Origin of the sequence: Pseudomonas danubii, from assembly GCF_042980055.1 — a bacterium.
GTDB lineage: Bacteria > Pseudomonadota > Gammaproteobacteria > Pseudomonadales > Pseudomonadaceae > Aquipseudomonas > Aquipseudomonas danubii.
In genome coordinates this window covers 3,966,423-3,982,730 of record NZ_CP116502.1, presented here as the reverse complement: position 1 = coordinate 3,982,730, position 16,308 = coordinate 3,966,423, and the positions used below count along the sequence as shown (strand labels likewise).

Below are 16,308 nucleotides of genomic sequence, written 5' to 3'. Positions count from 1 at the left end.
CCTGCCTGCGCCAGCAATCCGGCGCAGGCAGCAAGGGACTGGCCCCTTAGAAGTACTTCAGCCAGGCCAGGTCGCGGCGCCGGGCCTTGAGTCGGGCGAAGCCCCGCACCGGCGGGTACAGGATCAAGGCCAGAAGCAACGTGATCAGCCACAGCCAGCCCAGCGAGTCGAAGCCAAAATAGGCCCCTTGATTGCGTCCCAGCAGCGCCACGGCCAGCAGATACAGGCCCTTGAGCACATACAAGTGCAACAGGTAGAAGAACATCGGCGCCGCGCCAAATACGCCGAGCACCCGGATCAAACCGCTGTCCTGCCGCCGCTCCAGGGCCCGCAGCAGAAGCAGCCCGGCGCCCAGGGTCAGGGCGATGAACAGCAGCGACGGCGGGTACTTGGTGATGTTGAAAAAGCTCATCAGGGTTTGCACCCAGGTCTCGCCACTGACCCAGGGCCGCTCGCCATAGCCGTTAAGCAGCCGCAGCACGATGAACCCCGCCAGCGCCGCCAGCCCCCATCGCAACAGACGCTGCTGTCGCTGAGCGGCCTCGGCTTCGCGGGCGAACCAGGGCCCCAGGGCATAACCCAGGCCGATCACGCCGATCCATGGCAGCAGCGGATAGGAGGTCCGCAGACGCAGCCCTTCGCCCCATTCGATCCAGCCGCGATCATGCAGGATCGCCCAAGGCACGTGCAGCGCCTCGCCCGGGGCGAAATGCAGCCCATCCAGCAGATTGTGCCCGCCGATCAGCAGCAGGCTCAGGCCCAACAACAGCGCCCGAGGCAGCCACAACAGGGCCGACAGCGCCAGCATGCTCAGGCCGATGACCCAGATCACCTGCAGATAGATCAGCGTCGGCGGAAGCTGTCCGGTCCAGGCGAAGTTCACCAGGGTCAGCTCCAGCACCACCAGGAACAACCCACGCTTGAACAGGAAAGCGCTGGCCTCGGCCCGATGGCCGTGCTTCTGGGCAAACAGGTAAGCCGAAAGCCCGGTCAGCAGGACAAACACCGGCGCGCACAGGTGTACCAGGGTGCGGCTGACAAATAGCCCGGGCTCAGTGGTGGCCACGTCCATGGGATCGCTTACCTGCCGGTGCAGGAAGAAGGTTTCCCGCACATGGTCCAGTAGCATGAACAGCATCACCAGGCCGCGCAGGGCATCGATACTCAGCAGCCGGGTGCCGAGGCTCGCGGGAGGGTTGGGTAAAGAACTCATAAGGAGGGATCGCAGCGTCAGGTTCAAAGGGACGGTGCCGGTCTCGCGCCCGGCAAATCGGCCGTTACTTTATAACATCTGCCTGTCGATCCAAAACTCCTTAGCTGTGGTCACGGCCCCAAGCAACAATCGACCCGTAGCGCCGCGCCAGGCCAGGGCATGGGCGGCGACGCTGCGCGGCGTTACTGATGCTGGAACTGCACCATGGAACTGACCTGGACCCGAGCCTGCATCTGTTCGGCCCCTCCCCCGCGACGCATGCCGCGCACCGGGCAGGCATCCAGGTAGTCCAGGCCCACCGCCAGTTTCAGGTGACGCTCGGGTCGCGCCAGGCGATTGGTCACGTCGAAGCTGTACCAGCCGTCGTCGAGCCAGGCTTCGGCCCAGGCATGGCTGGCCAGGTGGCTGGCGTCCTCGGTGCACAGGTAGCCGGAGACGTAGCGCGCGGGAATCCCCAGGCTGCGGGCGCAGGCCAGGAAGGCGTGGGTATGGTCCTGGCAGACCCCGGCACCGCCGGCAAAGGCTTCGGCCGCGGTACTGCCAACCCCGGTGGCGCCCGGGCTGTAGGGCATGTGCTCGGCCAGGGCCTGCATCAGCTCGATCAGCGCGGCGCGATCACGGCGCTCGCCGCAATGGCGCCGGGCAAAGTCGCAGAGGGCCGAGTCCGCCTTGCTCAGGTGGCTGCAACGCAGGAACGGCAGCGGCGACTGGCTGTCGCCCTCCACTTCCCGCGTGCCATCGATCTGCACTTCGCCAAAGGCCGTGAGGACAATGGCGCCATGGGGCTCGTCGAGGGTCATGACATGCAGGATGTTGCCGTAGGGATCGCGCTGGGCGCGCACCTGCCGTGGCAGCTCCAGGTGCCATTGGAGGACCTGCTGGCGCTGGCTGTCCTGGGGCGTCAACCGCAGGAACTGGATGCTGGTGCAGACTTCATCGGCGTAGCTGTAGGTCGTGTCGTGACGAATGGACAGTTTCATACCACCTCCAGATAGGACTCATGCACGGTCTGCCCCAGGTGGCGGATCTGCCCGATGCAATCGGTCAGCCACTGGTGCAGGCCGGAATCGAGAATCTCGTTGATCCCGGTATAGCGCAGGCGCGCGTTCAGTTCGGCGGCCAGGCGCTGGGCCGGGCGTCCGTTGTCCCCCGGCAAGGTGGCCAGGAGCTGGTCCAGCTCCTCGACGCAGGCATGCAGGGAGCGCGGTACATCGGCGCGCAACAGCAGCATCTCGGACACCTGCTCGGCCCCCGGGGCATTGCGGTAGATCTCGTTGAACGCTTCGAAGGACGACAAGGCACGGAGCAAGGCGCTCCACTGGTAATAGCCCCGGGCCGAGTTATCGCTGACTTCCTCGGACTCCTCGCCGAACATTTCATAGCGTGCGTCGAGCAGGCGCAGGGTGTTGTCGGCGCGCTCGATAAAGGTCCCCAGGCGTATGAAGCGATAGGCGTCGTTGCGCATGATGGTGCCGGCGGTGGCACCGCGGAACAGGTGCGAACGCTCCTTGACCCACTCGCAGAACTGGCTGATGCCGTAGCGCCCCAGGCCATTGCGGGCGATGTTGCGCATCTCCAGCCAGGTGGCGTTGATGTTCTCCCACATGTCCGCGGTGATCCGCCCGCGCACCGCGTGAGCATTGCTGCGGGCCGCCCGCAGGCAGCAGTAGATGCTCCCCGGGTTGGTCTCGTCGAGGGCGAAAAAGTGCAGCATGCGCTCGGTGTTCAGTTCACCGTAGCGCTGGTTGTAGTCATCCAGGGTGCCGGCCGCCAGCAACGACATGGCCAGCTCGGCATGGCCGTCACCGCGCCCGGCCTGGGGCATCAGCGACAGCGAATAACTGACCTCGAGCATGCGTGCCAGGTTCTCGGCGCGCTCCAGGTAGCGGGACATCCAGTACAGGTCCGCAGCGGTTCTTGAGAGCATGGTTCAGTCCTCCACTACCCAGGTGTCTTTGGTGCCGCCGCCCTGGGACGAGTTCACCACCAGCGAGCCTTCGCGCAGCGCCACGCGGGTCAGGCCGCCGGGCACCAGGCGGGTTTCCCGGCCGGAGAGTACGAACGGCCGCAGGTCGATGTGCCGCGGGGCGATGCCGCTTTCGACAAAAGTCGGGCAGGTGGACAGGGACAGGGTCGGCTGGGCGATGTAAGCCTCGGGGCGAGCCTTGAGGCGGGTGCGGAATTCTTCGATCTCGGCTGCGGTGGCCGCCGGCCCTACCAGCATGCCGTAGCCGCCGGAGCCCTGGGTTTCCTTGACCACCAGGTCCGGCAGGTTGGCCAGCACATGGGACAGCTCGGCGGGCTTGCGGCACTGCCAGGTGGGCACGTTCTTGAGGATCGGTTCTTCGCTCAGGTAGAAGCGGATCATTGCGTCCACATAGGGATAGATCGACTTGTCGTCGGCGACCCCGGTGCCCACGGCGTTGGCCAGCACCACATTGCCGCAGCGATAGGCGGCGATCAGCCCGGGCACCCCGAGCATGGAGTCCGGATTGAATGACAGCGGATCGAGGTAGGCATCGTCCAGCCGACGGTAGATCACGTCCACCGCCTGGGCGCCGGCCGTGGTGCGCATGAACACCCGGTCGTCACGCACGAACAGGTCGGCGCCTTCCACCAGTTCCACGCCCATTTCCCGGGCGAGGAACGCGTGCTCGAAATAGGCACTGTTGAAACGTCCCGGGGTCAGCACCACCACCGTCGGGTTGTCCAGGGGGCTGGAGCTCTTCAGGGTGTCCAGCAACAGGTTGGGATAATGATCGATGGGGGCAATGCGCTGGGCGGCAAACAACTCGGGAAACAGACGCATCATCATTTTGCGGTCTTCAAGCATGTAGCTCACGCCGCTGGGGGTGCGCAGGTTGTCCTCCAGCACGTAGTAGCTGCCATCGCCGTCGCGCACCAGATCGACTCCGGCGATATGGGCGTAGGTGCCCCGGTGCAGGTCGAGGCCCTGCATGGCCACCTGATAGCCTTCGTTGGCCAGCACCTGCTCGGCGGGAATGATGCCTTCCTTGATGATCCGCTGGCCGTGATAGATATCCGCCAGGAACAGGTTCAGCGCCTGGACCCGCTGCACGCAGCCGCGCTCCACCGTGCGCCACTCGCTGGCCTTGATGCTGCGGGGAATGATGTCGAAGGGAATCAGGCGTTCAGTGCCCTGTTCGTCGCCGTACAGGGTGAAGGTGATACCGGCGCGGTGGAACAACAGGTCGGCTTCACGCCGACGCTGGTCCAGCAGCTCCAGGGGCGTGTCCGCCAGCCAACGGGCGAACGCTTCGTAGTGTGGTCGACAGGTGCCGCTGGCAGCGTACATTTCATCGAAAAAAGCGCGGGACATAGCCAACTCCTTGCCGTGATATGAACGGCTTTTTATTTGAACCCTGTGTGTGCGTGACCCGGCTTTAACCTAGAAGGGATGATAGTTCCCCTGTGTGCGAGCACCTCCTGGGCCCACGGTCGGACGGCCCCTGCCGCCCGCTTCACAGAGCGGTAGCAAAGGCTATGCCGCAAATGCCCAAACCACGGCCACTGCGGCATATGGTCTGAAAAACCCCACAAATGGCGACAAATACATTCATAAAAGAGACATATATCCCCACCAGGAAGCGGTCTTGGGGACGCCCACGGGGACCCTGCCCGAGTCATGGCAAACGGTTGCGGGCTGAATCGGTGCACAAAGCCCCAGGGAGGATTTTTTTGCCCCGTTATCGGGAGCTTTGCCGGCAATATGGCGTGCACTGGCCAGCAGCGGCCCCTGAACACTGACCGCCAGCGCACCATCGAGGTTCAAGGCATTGACTGGCCACAGCGAGGATTGGCCGGTCGGCCGTCAGCTGCGCACCGGCAACCGAGCCAGGATCAGCGCCACCGCCTGCTGCGGCGACAGGCTCGCACTGTCCAGGCGCAAGGGCGACTCCGCCCAGGCCTGGTAGTCGTGATCGAGTACCGACTGCCAACTGGGCGCTTGCAGCCCCGGCACATCCACCTGCCGGGTCTCGACCCGCCGTCGATGTTCCCGGGGGTCGGAACAGATCACCTCGACATCCAGCAGGAGCACTCCCAGTCGCTGCGCCAGATCGCTCCAGGCCTGGCGACTTTCGGCCACGGGATTGACGCAATCGGCCAGCACCGGGTTGCCCAGGGCCAGATTGGCCTCGGCCAGTTGCAGGGCGATCTGGTAACCGGCCTTGCCGACCTCTGCCAGGCCGGCATCGCGCAGGCCCTGCTCGATGCTGTCGATACGCAGGTAGGTGGCTCCCAAGTGAGGAGCCAGGGTGCGAGCGATGGTGGTCTTGCCGGAGCCCGGCAATCCGCTGAATACGATGAGCATGCATGGCCCTGGCTGGAACGTTGGAGGGCAAGCTTCAACGCAATCGCCGTCGACGTCCAGCGCGGGACCCTCCGACACCGCAGAGCAGTGTCAGGGAAACACTGCAGGTTGCTCGGCCGGGATGCTTCGCGGCCAGGACAACAGTGCGCTTTCCGACATCGGCCGGGCGTACCAGTACCCCTGGGCCATGACGCAGCCTATTTCCAGCAGCAGGCGCCGTTCGAGCTGGGTTTCCACCCCCTCCACCACCAGGCACATTTCCAGGTTGCTGGCTAAGGCCAGGGAGGCACCGACCACCGCGCGACAGCGGGGCTGACGCACCAGTTCACGGACAAAATGCGCATCGAGCTTGATCTGGTTGAACGGCAGTTCGCACAGGCGCTGCAAGGAGGAGTAGCCGGCGCCGAAGTCGTCGATGGCCAGGTTGCACTCCATCATCCGCAGGCGCACCAGGTTTTCCAGGCTGATGGCCGGCGCCTGCACCAGGCCCACCTCGGTGATTTCGAACGTCAGCAACCGCGGCGGAACCTGATGCCGGTCGATGGCCTGACGGATGTGCCTGACGATGTCACCGCTGGCCAGTTGTCGGGGCATCAGGTTGAACGCCAGCTCCAGTTCTTCACCCTGGTCCAGCAGTCGGCGCTGCAGGGCCATGCTCTGGTCAAGCTGCTGGTGGAGAACCTCGTCCAGCAGGCCTGCGGCCTCCAGTTCATCGAGAAAGGCCGCCGGCGCCAGGACCCCGCGCTCGGGATGGCACCAACGCATCAGCACTTCGGCGCCACAGCAACTGGCGTGGCGCAGGTCGAACTTGGGCTGGTAGTAGGCGACGAACTGGCCCTGCTCGACCCCCCGCTGCAGGTCTTCAAGGCTCACCGGGGCGAAGTGCCGGGACGGCGCCGGAACCTGTTGCTGATGGCGCTGCTGATACAGTTCGAGCATCGCCTGCAGGGCTTCCAGGTCCGCCGGCTTGCCCACGTCCCCCAGGACGATCAACCCATGCAGGCTGATCATCTGCAACACTGCGCGACGCAGATCGGACTCAATCAGGCTGTAGAGAATCACGGCCCGCACCAATTGCTCCTCACTGGCCCGCCGCAAGAACTCCAGGCCGTCCATGCCCGACATCTGCAAGTCGCAGAGCACGATGTCCGCCGCACCGCGCTCACGCAGCAGGTTCAGGGCACTGTCCCCATCGGACGCCGCCAATGGCTGAGCTACATCCAGGCGTCGCAACTGCTCCAGGGCCAGCAGTTGCTGCACCGGATGGTCTTCAAGCACCAATATTTTCAGGGTATTCACGCGCGGCTCCAGGGTGAGCGGCGACTGCCGAGGGGCCCGATAACGGATCGCTTGGCACCTTCTGTGGCGTTAACCGACAGAAGTATCGCAAGGGTGCAGATAGACACAAGCGTATCGCCAACCGAACGCGGGTCAAGACAAAGCCCCTACCTTCGGTCCGCCAGCCTCGACGGGCTTGCCCAAGCCCGAGCAACTCAGGAAAATAGGCCCGTTTGGCGCTCATCCTTGATCTATATTGATATCCAGCATTGACGATCAGCCCTTGTGCGGCGGTCAACTCAGCCAGCCCAGTTCCTCCTCGACTCATCCTTGTGCCGTTCTTCGATCAGGAGCCCCGATGCCCCGCTTCCTCCTGCCAACGCTGATATGGCTGGCATGTTTTCCCGCCTTGGGAGACACCGCAACTCCCTTGCAACTGCTCAACTATGAATCACCCCACCACCATGAATTGTCCTTGACCAACGATGATTGGCAATGGCTGCGCAACAAGCGCGAACTGGTGCTGGGCACCTCGCAGCAGAACCTGCCACCGCTGGAGATGGTCAACGAGTCCAGGGAATACGAAGGCATCACCGCAGACTACATCGGCCTGCTGGCGGACGCTCTGAGGGTGAAGATCAGCGTCCGCGCCTATGACAACCGCGAACAGGTCTTCAAGGCCCTGGCCAAGGGTGAGATCGACTTCATGGGCAGCGTGACACCGGTCGATGCCCAGCAACGTCAGCTCCTGCGCAGCCAACGCTACCTGGTCAATCGCCCGACGCTGGTGGCCCGACTCGGGGACTCTCCATCGCTGAAAAACGGCTTGCAGGGACGCCGCCTGGCCATTTCCCTGGACACCATCAGCCTGCCCGTTGCCCAGGCCATGTACCCCAAGGCACAGATCGAAGGCTACGACAACACGGATGCCGCCATGGCCGCCGTGGCCTTCGGTGATGCCGATGTGCTGCTCAGCGATGCGGTCTCGGCGCAGTTCCTGATCTCGCGCAACTACAGCGACTACCTGCGGATCATCTATAGCGGCCCCGCGAGCATCCCGGGTTTCGCCTTCGCCGTGAACCCGGACAACCAGCAGTTGCAACGCCTGATCGACAGTGCACTGCAAGCGATCCACAAGGAGCAGGACATCAGCATCCGCAATCGCTGGGGCGACCGCCTGCTGCTGAGCATGGAAAAAACCGATCTCACGGCCGACGAACAACGCTGGATCAAAAACAACCCCGTGGTGCGCATCGGCATCCACCGCTATCTGCCACCGATGTCCTACTTCGACGCCGAGGGCAATTACCTGGGGATTACCTCCGACCTGCTGGCCATGCTGGAGACCAAGACCGGGCTGAGTTTCGAGATCGATGCCATGCCCAGCTTCACGGACCTCAACAACGCCGTACGCGAGGGCCGGGTGCAGATGGTGGCCGATCGAGCCCGCAACCCCGAGCGCGAAGGCTACTTGCAATTCACCCGCCCCTACCTGGTCGGGCCCTACATGTTGATCACTCGCGACGCCCCCGATGCGCCGAAAACCCTGGAGGAAATGGCCGGCAAGACCCTGCTGATCGGCAGCGGCCATGCCCTGGTGCCGCTGCTGCGCCAGCGCTATCCACAGATCCGGATCAAAGAAGTACAAACCAACTTCGAAGCCCTGGCCCTGCTGCGCGACCACAAGGGCGATGCTGCGGTGCAAGCGGAAATCGCCGTCAGTTTCAACTTGCCGCGCATCAAGCAAGACCAGCTCAAGGTCCGATCAGCCCTGAACCTGCCGTTGCTGAACGAATCCTTCGGCGTGCGCAGGGACCAACTGGAGCTGTTCAGCATCATCGACAAGTCCCTGCGCAGCATTTCTCCCGACGCCATTACCGAGCTCAATAATCGTTGGCGCTCCAAGGCCGCTGTCGTCCCCCCTTCCTGGCGCGACTACCGCACCACCCTCTACCTGGCGGGTGCCGTCTCCGTGCTGTTGCTGCTGATCGCCCTGGCCTGGGGCTATGCCATGCGCCGCCAGGTCAGCCAGCGCGAACGGGCCGAGCATGCGCTCAACGATCAAATGCGCTTCATGGACGCGCTGATCAACGGCACGCCGAATCCGATCTACGTGCGCGACCTCGAGCGGCGCCTGGTGATCTGCAATGACAGCTATCTCAAGACCATGGGCACCGATCGCGAGAGCGTGCTGGGCAGCAACCTCGAACAGTTGGCGGTGCCCGAAGCCAGTCTGTTCGCTAAAGATTTCCAAAGCATCCTCGACGGTGGCCCGCCGCTGCTGATCGACCGCACCGTCCATATCCGCGGGCAGCGGACGCAGATCTACCACTGGATGCTGCCCTATCGAAATGCCCAGGGCGAAATCCTCGGCATCATCGGCGGCTGGCTGGACATCAGTGAGCGCCAGCAACTGCTGGACGAGCTGACCCAGGCCAAGAATGACGCCGACAAGGCCAACCGCGCCAAGACCACCTTCCTGGCCACCATGAGCCATGAGATCCGTACCCCCATGAGCGCGGTCATCGGCATGCTGGAACTGGCCCTCAAGCGTGCCGACCAGGGCCAGCTCGACCGCAGCTCGATCGAGGTGGCCTACAGCTCGGCCCAGGGCCTGCTGGAGTTGATCGGCGACATCCTGGACATCGCCCGGATCGAAAGCGGACGCCTGAGCTTGAGCCCCGAACGGGCCAACCTGCGGGATCTGGTGGAGTCGGTGTTCCGGGTCTTCGATGGCCTGGCCCGGCAAAAGGGCCTGCGCCTGGAGCTGGATCTGGACAGCAGCGTCAATGGCGACGTGCTGGTGGACCCACTGCGCTTCAAGCAGGTGCTGTCGAATCTGCTGAGCAATGCGATCAAGTTCACCGAACACGGCGGGGTGCAGATCCGTTTGCAGGCCGAGGGTGACGATGCGCAACTTTTGCCCCTGCTGCTGACCGTCAAGGACACCGGGATCGGCATCGATCCCGACGACCAGCAACGGCTGTTCCAGCCCTTCAGCCAGGTGCCAGGGCAACATCAGAACGCCCGCTCGGGCACCGGACTGGGGCTGGTGATCTGCCGCACGCTCTGCGAAATGATGGGCGGCCAACTGCGTCTGGAGAGCCAGCCGGGCGTCGGCACCCTGGCCCGGGTGCAGGTGCAGTTGAATCGCCTCGACCCACTGCCCGATGCACCGCCTGCTGTAACGCAAGCCACCCCGTCGGTCGCCGCCAGGGCACCGCTGCATATCCTGGTGGTGGACGACAGCCAGGCCAATCGCCAACTGCTGTGCGAGCAACTGCGCTTCCTGGACTATTCATTGAGCCAGGCGCAGAACGGCGCCGAAGCCTACAAGGTCTGGCAGCGGGAAACCTTCGACGTGGTGATCACCGACTGCAACATGCCGGTGCTGAACGGCTATGAGCTGACCCGACAAATCCGTGTTGCCGAACAGATCCAGGGCCGGCCACCGGTGCAGATCTTCGGCTTTACCGCCAACGTCCAACCCGAAGAGGAACAGCGTTGCCGGGACGCCGGCATGAATGGATGCATCTTCAAGCCCATTGCCCTGCCGGAACTGGACCGCCGTCTGCGAGAACTGCCCGCCCTGCCCCGCTTGCAACTCAAGGCCAACAGTGAGCGCTTCGACATCCAGCAACTGGACCACCTCACCGGCGGCAACCCAGCCTCCATTCAGCGGGTGCTCAAGGGCTTGCACCAGAGCAACCAGCAGGACTTGAAGCAGATCCGCGGGTTGCTGGCCAACCCCGACAATAAAGGCGTGACCGACCTGGCTCACCGTATCCGCGGCGCGGCGCGGATCATCAATGCCCAGGCCCTGATCGATGAATGCGAATACCTGGAGAAGGCCTGCCGCGAAGGCGCGAATGCCGGCCAGATCAAGACGGCATTGACGCGCTTGGAGCAGGCCATGGTGGGGCTGGATCGTGACTTGCTGGAGTCCGTGGTGCCCGATTGAGCAGCCCTGGCATCAGCTGATCGCACACTCGGGCACCGCACCAGAGCCCCTTACCGCCCAGCCACCGGGGTTCAGGCCCCCAGGCTTTGCAGCTCCAGACTGGCCGATGCCGACAGCGGCTTGGATGGCTGAATCAAGGCGATACCGAAATACTTGCTGATGTAGCGCCCGCCGGTGCCGGTCAGGGTCAGCGCTCGGCTGTCCACATCCTGCCTCAGCCATTTGCGCTGCAACAGCACCCGCAGCAGCGCCGCCCCCAAGGCGCCCGCCAGGTGCGGACTGCGCATGCTCCAGTCCAGGCACGGACAGGCCAGGCTTCGGCGCAGCCTGCTCAGCTCGACCACGTCGATGTCCAGGCCGCGGAAGAACTCGACACCACTGTCACTGACCCGGTAGTCCTCGCCCTCCTCTCCCATCAGCAACCAGCCGGCTTCCAGCATCCGGTCGTGCAACTGCACCCCCAGGGTGCCCGCCAGGTGGTCGTAGCAAGTGCGGGCAAATTGCAGGCGGTCCGGGGTACGCGGGGTGAAGGTACTGCCCTGGCCAATCACCATCAGGGCCTCCAGGGCCTGGGCCACCAGCGGATCGCCGAGGCCGTAGTAACGGTGCCGCCCCTGGACCTGCACCCGCAGCAGGCCGGCGTCCCTGAGCTTGGCCAGGTGGGCGCTGGCGGTGGAAGTGCTGACCTCGGCAATCGCCGCCAGCTCGGTGCTGGTACGGGCGTGGCCATCCATCAGCGCACACAGCATCCGGGTACGGGCCGGCTCGGCGATGGCCGCCGCCACGTTGGATACCCCCAGGTCGTTCTGCACTACATTCATATTTCGCTCCATGACGAATCGTGTCTTCGAAAAGATGAGGATAGTAGCAACCTGGATATCTGCCCAACAAAGAGACAAATCATGGACCCGATCAGCGCTGCCACCCACTTTGCCCCCTACGATTTCTATTACGCCCGCCTACGTGCCCGGGGAGGCCTGACCTACGATTCAGCGCTGGGCCTATGGGTCGCCAGCAGCGCCGCCGCGGTGGCGGCGGTGCTGAACCACCCCGCCTGCCGTGTCCGACCGCCCCAGGAGCCGGTGCCCCGGGCCATCGCCGGGCGGCCTGCCGGGGACGTGTTTGCGCGCTTGATGCGGATGAACGATGGCCTGCGCCACGGCTGTCCCCGTGCAGCCATGGCGGCGCCGCTGCAGCAGCTGGGCGCCATCGACCTGCAGCCCTGGCTGGCACAGTGGCGCCCTGCCCTGAGCGCCCCCCAAGGCGCCAACGATCTGCAACGCTGGCAGTGGCGCCTGCCGGTGGCACTGCTGGCAGGACTACTGGGAATAGCCGCCGAGCGGCGCGAAGACCTTGCCCGACGCACCGGCGAATTCGTTGCCTGCCTCTCCCCCTTGAGCAACGCAGAACAGCTGCAGGCCGCCGACTCAGCGGCGCAGCACTTGATCCAACAGATGCAGGCATTGCTCGATGCGCCGCAACACAGCCCGTTCCTGAGGGCGATCCTCGAGCGCAGCCAGGGCCTTGCCCCAGAGGATCTGCAGGCCAACCTGCTGGGCCTGCTGGCACAAACCCACGACGCCTGCGCCGGACTGATCGGCAACAGCCTGATCGCCCTGCTGGCGGAGCCGTCACTGTGCCAGCGCCTGTCCCATGACCCGGACCGGCTCAGTGCCTGGCTGCTCCAACGCCAGCGCCTGGACCCGCCGGTGCAGAACACCCGGCGGTTCGTCGCCACGGCTTGCACCCTGCTGGGCGTGGACCTGCAAGCCGGCGAGACGGTGCTGGTGCTGTTGGCGGCGGCCAACCACGACCCGGCCCTGACCGCGGTCACCGGCTGCGATCCGGCATACCAGGGGTTCAGTTTTGGCAGCGGCACGCACCGCTGTCCCGGCCAGGGCCTGGCGCTGAATATCGTCCAGAGTTTGCTGCAGCTGCTGCTGCGCTCGCCGGGGCTGAGCACCCTGGCGCTAGACTGGAATTACCTGCCTTCGGTCAACGGCCGCCTGCCGCTGTTCACCGATGCCGCCGGATAACCGGCAAGCGCCTTGGCAGTCTCCGCGCGCTTGAGGTAAAAGGTGCCCCACTGCCAAAACCGATCCTGGAAAAGGAACAACAATGCTGTTTGTGGTGATGCTGGGGGGAAAACACCCCAGAGCGAAAATTGAAGTCCACGATGTCCAGTTCGTGGTCGCCGAGCGTCTCGAAGCCGCCTACCCGCAACTGCGCGAAGGCTGGTTCGGCAGCCCGGCGGGCTTGCACATCGACGCCTGGATGCAGGTCGACGGGGTCGAGGACTGCAAGGTCGAACTCAGCCCCCTGGCACCGCAGCCGGGTGCACCACGCCTGTACTTCCTGAACCTGGGCGGTTACGAAGCGGCGGCCTTTGGCGAGGCCCACAGCTACCTGCTGGTGGTGGCCCGGGACAAGGCCGAAGCCAAGGCCAAAGGCAAACGGCAGATGCTGGCCCACTGGCACAAGTCCCACACCGATGCCTTGCTGGACGTGGACGACTGCCTGCCGATCGACCTGCTGGAGGGCCGTTATGTGCACCTGGTGCCCGGCCCGCACCGGGGCATCGTGCAGCGCAACGACTACATCCTCCTCAACTGAGTTCAAGACGGCCGGTGAGCGCCCCCCGGCACCCGGTAGTCCAGTTCGAGATCGCTGATATCCAGCACCTGGCTCAATAGAAACGCCCGCAACCGGGCGATGTGCTCCTGGCGCGGACTGTCGCGCAGCCACACCAGGTAATAGCCGTCCCCTGAGGCCACCGTGCTGGGGAACGGCAGGCTGATCCGCCCCAGACGAATGTCCTGCGCCACCAGATGCAGGTCGCCAATCGACAGGCCGTGCCCGGCCATGGCAGCGCAGATCGCCTGGTCCAGGGTGTCGAAGACATTGCCCCGCTCCAGCCGCACCTGCTCCAGCAACGCCCGGTCCTGCGGTGCTTGTGCCTGCAGCCAGCGGCGCCAGTCGCGACGGTCCGCCGAAGGATGGATCAGCTCGGCGTCCTTGAGCCGTTCCAGGGTCCAGGGCGGTCCGTCCGCGGGCTCGGGTGGGCCGATGGGAATCAGCCACTCATCGAACAGCTTGCAGGCCTCGATCCCGGCGCCAAAGTGTCCGTTGCCCAGGAGAATCGCGCAGTCGTAGGGCTCGGCGTAAAAATCCACATGGTCGAAGTCCATCCAGACACTGGCCAGTTGCACCGCCAGCGCCGGCTGTTGCCCCTTGAGAGCCTCCAGAACCCGCAGCAGCCAGCGCATGGTCAGGGTCGAAGGCGCCTTGAGGCGCAACTGGCCGGTGTTGGCCCGCAGCGGCAGGCAGGCATCCTCGATGATCCGAAAGCCCACCTTGAGCTCCCGGGCCAGGCGCTGTCCGGCTTCGGTAAGCACCAGCCTGGGGCCGTGGCGCTCGAACAGGCGACAGCCGAACTGACTTTCCAGGGTACGGATATGCCGGCTGATGGCGCTTTGGGTCAGGGACAGTTCCTCGGCGGCCCGGGTAAAGGAGCTGGAACGGGCGGCCACTTCAAAGGCCCGCAACGCGTAGAGCGGCGGCAGGGATTCGACCATCGACAGGCACCAATAATGATTAAAACTCATAGTAGGTCATAGCTTTTTGCGTTTTTCAATGCAGCTCAAAGCCGCCAAGCTGCGGCCTTGCACATGACTTGAAAGGCGTTATTCGTGGACCTGAACCTATCGTTATTATTGGCCTACGTACTCAGCGTACTGATGCTGGTGGCCACCCCGGGGCCCGTGGTGGCCCTGATCGTCAACACCAGCATGAATGCCGGGCCGCGCCAGGCCGTGTTGACCGCCCTGGGCACCAACGCCGCCTCACTGCTGCTGGCGCTGCTGGCGGTGCTGATGCTGACCACCGGCCTGGCGCTGGACCCGCGCCTGATCGGCTGGGTCAGTCTGCTGGGCTGTTGCTTCATCGGCTGGCTGGGCGTGCAAGGACTGCGGGAGGTGTTTGGCCCGCCCCCCGTGAAAGCGGCGCCACGCACCGACCAGGGCCGCCAGGGCCTGGCCAGCGGTTTCCTGGTGGGGATCGGCAACCCCAAGGACATCGTGTTCTTTGCCTCCTTCTTCCCCCAGTTCATCCAGGTCACCCGCTCCTTGCAACACAGTGCGCTGCTGCTGACGCTGGTCTGGGTGCTGGTGGATTTTGCCGTGCTGGGGGCTTACATACTGGTGGCGCGTCAGGGTTTCTCGCTGAAGTACAAACGCCTGGTGACCGGCATTTCCAGCCTGGCACTGTTACTGGTGGCTCTGCTGGGCCTGGGCTACGCCGTGCTGGAACTGAGCAATGCCGGCGCCCAGCGGTGACGCGTGACTGAGCCCCGGGCATTCGTAGCCCGTGGCGACATTGTGGAAAAACCGCTCGCCAGCCGATAAAAATCTCCTGTGGGAAGCACGCCATGAATTAACATAGCCAAGTGCTATCCACCCCTCAGGACCACCCTCTTCCATGCTGTCCAGAATCCGATGATTGCTGTCTGGCCCCTGCTGTGTCTGTCCCTGTTGCTGGCCCTTCTGGCGTTGTGGCTGTTGCGCCGCGAACGCCGCGCCCAGGCCCAGTTGCGTGTCTATCGCAAACTCGCCGAAGGCGTGCCCGACGATGCCGAGCGCTTCAAGCGCAGCCAGTACTTCGCACGCATCGGCACCTGGGACTGGGAAGTGGACACCCAGCGGCTGTACTGGTCGGAAGCCATCTACGGCATGTTCGGCTTCAAGGTCGGCGAAGTGGTGCCCTCCTACGAACTCTTCTGCTCCTGCGTGCATCCGGACGATCGCGAACGGGTCCGCGCCGGCGAGTTGCGCTGCCTGGAAACCGGCGAGAACCACGATGAGGAATACCGCGTGGTGTGGCCCGACGGCAGCATCCACTGGCTGCGGGAAACCGGCAACGTGGTGAAGAACGTACACGACACCACCATCAAGATGATGGGGGTGGTACGGGACATTACCGATGAGAAAGTCTCCACCAGCCAGTTGCAGCAATTGGCGCATTTCGATCCGCTGACCGGCCTGCCCAATCGCCTGATGCTGGAACAGCGCCTGTCCCGGGCCCTGGAGCAGGCGCGTCACAATCAGACCCGGGTGGCCCTGGTGTTCGTCGACCTCAACGGTTTCAAGGCGATCAACGACCAGTACGGCCACGCTGCCGGCGACCGGGTCCTGAGCGCCACGGCCCGGCGCCTGCAAGGCATCCTGCGCACCAGCGACACCGTAGCGCGGATCGGCGGCGACGAATTCGTGGTGATTCTGGAGGGGCTGTCCCCGGGGCTCGACCTGGAGGAAGAAGCCCGGCGCATCGGCGAAAAGATCTTCAATGAACTGTCGCCTCCGGTTGAGGTGGACAGCCATCGCCACAGCATCGGCAGCAGCCTGGGCGTGGCGGTGTTTCCCGACCATGCCGGGCGCATGGACCAGTTGCTGCACGTCGCCGACCTGGCGATGTACGAGGCCAAACGCAGCGGCAACAATCAGTACCGCCTGGGGCAGTAATACCGCC

At 64.4% G+C, this 16,308-nt stretch carries 13 protein-coding genes; 5 read left to right on the top strand and 8 right to left on the bottom strand.

The window, feature by feature from the left end:
- Positions 1 to 46: 46 nt before the first annotated feature.
- The 6 genes from PFZ56_RS18490 to PFZ56_RS18465 all read right to left on the bottom strand — a co-directional run bounded on the left by PFZ56_RS18490 (position 47) and on the right by PFZ56_RS18465 (position 6,845).
- Positions 47 to 1,213 carry a DUF1624 domain-containing protein gene (locus PFZ56_RS18490; RefSeq protein WP_170003065.1) on the bottom strand — a complete coding sequence of 389 codons (1,167 nt, stop codon included), beginning with the start codon at positions 1,211 to 1,213 and terminating at the stop codon, positions 47 to 49.
- Positions 1,214 to 1,395: 182 nt separating this feature from the next.
- Positions 1,396 to 2,193 carry a transglutaminase family protein gene (locus tag PFZ56_RS18485; RefSeq protein WP_102879802.1) on the bottom strand — a complete coding sequence of 266 codons (798 nt, stop codon included), beginning with the start codon at positions 2,191 to 2,193 and terminating at the stop codon, positions 1,396 to 1,398.
- The gene (locus PFZ56_RS18480; RefSeq protein ID WP_102864395.1) at positions 2,190 to 3,140 is read right to left on the bottom strand and encodes an alpha-E domain-containing protein; all 951 of its coding nucleotides are present in this window, start codon (positions 3,138 to 3,140) and stop codon (positions 2,190 to 2,192) included. The genes PFZ56_RS18485 and PFZ56_RS18480 overlap by 4 nt, the downstream gene beginning before the upstream one ends.
- 3 nt (positions 3,141 to 3,143) lie before the next feature.
- The gene (locus PFZ56_RS18475; protein WP_102879803.1) at positions 3,144 to 4,553 is read right to left on the bottom strand and encodes a circularly permuted type 2 ATP-grasp protein; all 1,410 of its coding nucleotides are present in this window, start codon (positions 4,551 to 4,553) and stop codon (positions 3,144 to 3,146) included.
- A gap of 492 nt (positions 4,554 to 5,045) precedes the next feature.
- Positions 5,046 to 5,546: an ATP-binding protein gene (locus PFZ56_RS18470; RefSeq protein ID WP_123393276.1), complete on the bottom strand. Its 501-nt coding sequence runs from the start codon at positions 5,544 to 5,546 to the stop codon at positions 5,046 to 5,048.
- Between the two features lie 90 nt (positions 5,547 to 5,636).
- A complete protein-coding gene (locus tag PFZ56_RS18465; protein WP_102879805.1) occupies positions 5,637 to 6,845 on the bottom strand; it encodes an EAL domain-containing protein in 1,209 nt (402 codons plus the stop codon).
- A gap of 337 nt (positions 6,846 to 7,182) precedes the next feature.
- Here PFZ56_RS18465 and PFZ56_RS18460 point away from each other — a divergent pair, with 337 nt between their 5' ends.
- A complete protein-coding gene (locus PFZ56_RS18460) occupies positions 7,183 to 10,785 on the top strand; it encodes a transporter substrate-binding domain-containing protein (protein WP_170003067.1) in 3,603 nt (1,200 codons plus the stop codon).
- Between the two features lie 71 nt (positions 10,786 to 10,856).
- Here the strand turns inward: PFZ56_RS18460 and PFZ56_RS18455 are convergent, their stop codons facing one another.
- Positions 10,857 to 11,606 (bottom strand): helix-turn-helix transcriptional regulator, encoded by a 750-nt coding sequence (locus PFZ56_RS18455; RefSeq protein ID WP_110653449.1) that lies wholly within the window; start codon positions 11,604 to 11,606, stop codon positions 10,857 to 10,859.
- Positions 11,607 to 11,687: 81 nt separating this feature from the next.
- On the opposite strand from PFZ56_RS18455, the gene PFZ56_RS18450 reads away from it, so the two are divergent.
- Both PFZ56_RS18450 and PFZ56_RS18445 read left to right on the top strand, forming a co-directional pair.
- Complete coding sequence (locus tag PFZ56_RS18450) at positions 11,688 to 12,821, top strand: cytochrome P450 (RefSeq protein WP_170003069.1); 1,134 nt, start codon at positions 11,688 to 11,690, stop codon at positions 12,819 to 12,821.
- A gap of 82 nt (positions 12,822 to 12,903) precedes the next feature.
- Positions 12,904 to 13,398 (top strand): DUF1543 domain-containing protein, encoded by a 495-nt coding sequence (locus PFZ56_RS18445; RefSeq protein WP_102879809.1) that lies wholly within the window; start codon positions 12,904 to 12,906, stop codon positions 13,396 to 13,398.
- A gap of 2 nt (positions 13,399 to 13,400) precedes the next feature.
- On the opposite strand, the gene PFZ56_RS18440 is transcribed toward PFZ56_RS18445, so the two are convergent.
- Complete coding sequence (locus tag PFZ56_RS18440) at positions 13,401 to 14,360, bottom strand: LysR substrate-binding domain-containing protein (RefSeq protein WP_170003095.1); 960 nt, start codon at positions 14,358 to 14,360, stop codon at positions 13,401 to 13,403.
- Between the two features lie 120 nt (positions 14,361 to 14,480).
- Between PFZ56_RS18440 and PFZ56_RS18435 the strand changes: the two genes are divergently transcribed.
- Together PFZ56_RS18435 and PFZ56_RS18430 are read left to right on the top strand one after the other, a co-directional pair.
- Positions 14,481 to 15,119: a LysE family translocator gene (locus PFZ56_RS18435; RefSeq protein WP_170003097.1), complete on the top strand. Its 639-nt coding sequence runs from the start codon at positions 14,481 to 14,483 to the stop codon at positions 15,117 to 15,119.
- 159 nt (positions 15,120 to 15,278) lie between these two features.
- Entirely contained in the window at positions 15,279 to 16,301 is a 1,023-nt protein-coding gene (locus tag PFZ56_RS18430) for a sensor domain-containing diguanylate cyclase (protein WP_110595772.1), read from the top strand.
- Positions 16,302 to 16,308 lie beyond the last annotated feature (7 nt).

Bases quoted from the DNA above. Each gene is read 5' to 3' on its own strand.
- PFZ56_RS18430 (WP_110595772.1), top strand. From the start codon at position 15,279: ATGATTGCTGTCTGGCCCCTGCTGTGTCTGTCCCTGTTGCTGGCCCTT.
- PFZ56_RS18450 (WP_170003069.1), top strand. From the start codon at position 11,688: ATGGACCCGATCAGCGCTGCCACCCACTTTGCCCCCTACGATTTCTAT.
- PFZ56_RS18460 (WP_170003067.1), top strand. From the start codon at position 7,183: ATGCCCCGCTTCCTCCTGCCAACGCTGATATGGCTGGCATGTTTTCCC.
- PFZ56_RS18455 (WP_110653449.1), bottom strand. From the start codon at position 11,606: ATGAATGTAGTGCAGAACGACCTGGGGGTATCCAACGTGGCGGCGGCC.
- PFZ56_RS18440 (WP_170003095.1), bottom strand. From the start codon at position 14,360: ATGGTCGAATCCCTGCCGCCGCTCTACGCGTTGCGGGCCTTTGAAGTG.
- PFZ56_RS18490 (WP_170003065.1), bottom strand. From the start codon at position 1,213: ATGAGTTCTTTACCCAACCCTCCCGCGAGCCTCGGCACCCGGCTGCTG.
- PFZ56_RS18480 (WP_102864395.1), bottom strand. From the start codon at position 3,140: ATGCTCTCAAGAACCGCTGCGGACCTGTACTGGATGTCCCGCTACCTG.
- PFZ56_RS18485 (WP_102879802.1), bottom strand. From the start codon at position 2,193: ATGAAACTGTCCATTCGTCACGACACGACCTACAGCTACGCCGATGAA.
- PFZ56_RS18470 (WP_123393276.1), bottom strand. From the start codon at position 5,546: ATGCTCATCGTATTCAGCGGATTGCCGGGCTCCGGCAAGACCACCATC.
- PFZ56_RS18475 (WP_102879803.1), bottom strand. From the start codon at position 4,553: ATGTCCCGCGCTTTTTTCGATGAAATGTACGCTGCCAGCGGCACCTGT.
- PFZ56_RS18445 (WP_102879809.1), top strand. From the start codon at position 12,904: ATGCTGTTTGTGGTGATGCTGGGGGGAAAACACCCCAGAGCGAAAATT.